3 protein-coding genes are annotated in these 3,429 nt (G+C 46.6%); 2 read left to right on the forward strand and 1 reads right to left on the reverse strand.

Going from position 1 to position 3,429, the window contains the following annotated elements; genetic code table 11:
• On the reverse strand, positions 1 to 1,262 hold a 1,262-nt coding region (locus tag SPADD19_RS12075), incomplete at its 3' end, for an adenylosuccinate synthase (RefSeq protein WP_061455820.1).
• A gap of 319 nt (positions 1,263 to 1,581) precedes the next feature.
• Here SPADD19_RS12075 and hslO point away from each other — a divergent pair.
• A complete protein-coding gene (hslO, locus tag SPADD19_RS08885; RefSeq protein WP_061455821.1) occupies positions 1,582 to 2,454 on the forward strand; it encodes an Hsp33 family molecular chaperone HslO in 873 nt (290 codons plus the stop codon).
• Complete coding sequence (gene dusB / locus SPADD19_RS08890; protein ID WP_003012894.1) at positions 2,441 to 3,418, forward strand: tRNA dihydrouridine synthase DusB; 978 nt, start codon at positions 2,441 to 2,443, stop codon at positions 3,416 to 3,418. The genes hslO and dusB overlap by 14 nt, the downstream gene beginning before the upstream one ends.
• Positions 3,419 to 3,429: the final 11 nt, after the last annotated feature.

Genomic DNA, 3,429 nt, shown 5'->3' on the forward strand with positions numbered 1-3,429 from the left:
TTGGTTTGGTCACGATCTGGTCCGACTGAGAAGGTTGAAATGCGCACACCAACCAATTCACCGATCCGGCGGACATAATTGCGAGCATTTTCTGGAAGCTCATCCAAGTGGCGAACACCTGTGATGTCTTCTGACCAACCTGGCAATTCTTCATAGATCGGTTTGCAACGTTTGAGTTGCTCCAAGCTTGCTGGGTAGTAATCGATGCGTTCTCCATCCAAGTCGTAGGCCACACAGATTTTCACTGTATCCAAGCCGGACAGAACGTCGATCGAGTTCAAGCTAAGGTTGGTAATTCCTGAGACACGACGGCTATGGCGCATGACAACTGAGTCAAACCAACCGACACGACGAGGACGACCGGTTGTTGTCCCATACTCATGGCCGACTTCACGGATCCGATCCCCCACTTCATCAAAGAGTTCCGTAGGGAATGGGCCATCACCAACACGGCTGGTATAGGCTTTACATACACCGACAACCTTGTCGATCTTGCTTGGGCCGACACCTGATCCGATGGTCACTCCACCTGCAACAGGGTTTGAAGAGGTTACAAATGGATAGGTTCCTTGGTCGATATCCAACATAACCCCTTGGGCCCCTTCAAAGAGCACGCGCTTGCCGTTATCCAAAGCATCGTTCAAGATAACAGAAGTATCGGTTACATATTGCTTGATTTGTTGACCATATTCATAGTATTCTTCGAAGATATCGTCAAATGACAGAGCCTCTGCATCATAGAGTTTGGTAAATTGACGGTTCTTTTCTTCCAAGTTGATACGAAGACGTTCCGCAAAGACGTCGCGGTCCAAAAGGTCCGCAATCCGGATTCCCACACGCGCAGCTTTGTCCATGTAGGCTGGGCCAATCCCTTTAATTGTCGTTCCGATCTTGTTGTCTCCTTTAGATTCTTCTTGGAGACGGTCCAATTCGATATGGTAAGGAAGGATGACATGGGCACGGTCTGAAATGCGCAAACTGTCCGTTGTCACACCTTCTTCATGAAGATAAGCCAACTCTTTGACCAATGATTTAGGATTGATCACAACCCCATTCCCAATGACAGAAATCTTTTCAGGGAAGAAGATACCTGAAGGAATCAAGTGCAACTTGAACTTTTTGCCGTCGATCACAATAGTGTGACCGGCATTGTCCCCACCTTGGTAGCGAGCAATGACTTCTGCATTGGCTGATAGGAAGTCAGTAATCTTCCCTTTTCCTTCATCACCCCATTGGGTTCCTACTACAACAACTGATGTCATAATTCTTTTTCATATACCATAGATAGGATGCTATCTATGCCTTTCTTCAAACTAAGGGCAGGAGTCTCACCTGCAAGTTTGTCTTACACTCTATTATAAGCAATTTTTGATGTTTTTTCAAGATCCACTCAGCTATCGTTTATTTTTCTCCTTCCTTTTTAAACCAACTTCTCTATGAAACTCGTCTTTTACTTGGAAATGGCTTCTTTCTAGAAATAATGTTCGGAATTTTCTTTTCTTCTTGCCCTACTTCTGAAACGACTGATTTTCGGAATTCTCCTTGTCCCCACTTTGCTTGATTTGTGCTAAAATAGTAGGTATGGACAAAATTATTAAAACTATCTCAGAAAGTGGCGCTTTTCGTGCCTATGTACTAGACAGTACAGAAACCGTACGAACAGCCCAAGAAAAACATCATACACAAGCTAGCTCCACGGTCGCACTTGGCCGTACCCTCATTGCCAGTCAAATCTTGGCAGCAAACGAGAAAGGAGATACTAAAATTACGGTCAAAGTCCTTGGGACTAGCTCACTCGGAGCCATCATCACCGTGGCAGATACCAAGGGAAATGTTAAAGGCTACGTGCAAAATCCTGGAGTGGATATCAAGAAGACCGCAACTGGTGAAGTCCTGGTGGGACCATTTGTCGGAAACGGAGAATTCCTTGTTATCACAGATTATGGTACGGGAAATCCTTATCACTCTATGACCCCTCTTGTGACAGGTGAAATCGGAGAAGACCTGGCCTTTTATCTGACGGAAAGCCAACAAACGCCATCTGCAGTTGGACTCAATGTCCTGTTGGGTGACGAAGACAAGGTCAAGGTGGCTGGTGGTTTCTTGCTCCAAGTCTTGCCAAATGCCAAGGAAGAAGAAATCGCGCGCTTTGAAAAACGCATCCAAGAAATGCCTGCCATCTCCACACTTTTGGAATCTGAAGACCATATTGAAGCTCTTCTTGCCGCTATCTATGGGGATGAACCTTTCAAACGCCTCTCTGAAGAAGGACTTCGCTTCCAGTGCGACTGCAGCCGTGAGCGTTTCTTGAACGCTTTAGCAAGTCTGCCAGCTAGTGATCTAAAAGAGATGAAAGACGAAGATCACGGTGCAGAGATTACCTGCCAATTTTGCCAAACCCACTACCACTTTGACGAAAATGACTTGGAGGAACTCATTCGTGACAAATCTTAATACGCCATTTATGATCGGGGATGTCGAAATCCCTAACCGTACTGTCCTAGCCCCAATGGCTGGAGTGACCAACTCGGCTTTCCGGACCATTGCCAAAGAACTGGGGGCAGGGCTCGTTGTGATGGAAATGGTCTCTGACAAGGGAATTCAGTACAACAATGAAAAGACGCTTCACATGCTCCATATCGATGAAGGAGAAAATCCTGTATCGATCCAACTCTTTGGAAGTGACGAAGATAGCCTCGCACGCGCAGCTGAATTTATCCAAGAAAATACCAAGACCGATATCGTGGATATCAACATGGGTTGCCCGGTGAATAAAATCGTCAAGAACGAGGCTGGTGCGATGTGGCTCAAGGACCCAGACAAGATCTACTCCATCATCAACAAGGTTCAATCCGTCCTTGATATCCCCCTCACTGTTAAAATGCGGACAGGTTGGTCGGATCCTTCCCTAGCAGTTGAGAACGCCCTCGCTGCTGAAGCTGCGGGTGTCTCTGCCCTTGCCATGCATGGACGGACTCGGGAGCAAATGTATACGGGGCATGCGGATCTTGAGACCCTTCACAAGGTTGCACAAGCTCTGACCAAGATTCCATTTATCGCAAACGGAGATATCCGTACGGTTCAAGATGCCAAACAACGGATCGAAGAAGTCGGTGCCGATGCGGTCATGATTGGTCGCGCTGCTATGGGCAATCCTTATCTCTTCAACCAAATCAACCACTACTTTGAAACAGGTGAAATCCTGCCTGATTTGACTTTTGAAGACAAGATGAAGATTGCTTATGAACACTTGAAACGCTTGATCGATCTCAAAGGTGAGCACATTGCCGTTCGTGAATTCCGTGGCCTCGCCCCTCACTACCTTCGTGGTACCTCAGGTGCAGCCAAACTCCGTGGCGCCATCTCGCAAGCTAGCACCCTAGCAGAGATTGAAGAACTCTTACAATTAAAAGCATAGAAATACAAAAA

The organism is Streptococcus parasanguinis (assembly GCF_001578955.1).
In the GTDB taxonomy this organism is placed as follows: domain Bacteria; phylum Bacillota; class Bacilli; order Lactobacillales; family Streptococcaceae; genus Streptococcus; species Streptococcus parasanguinis_U.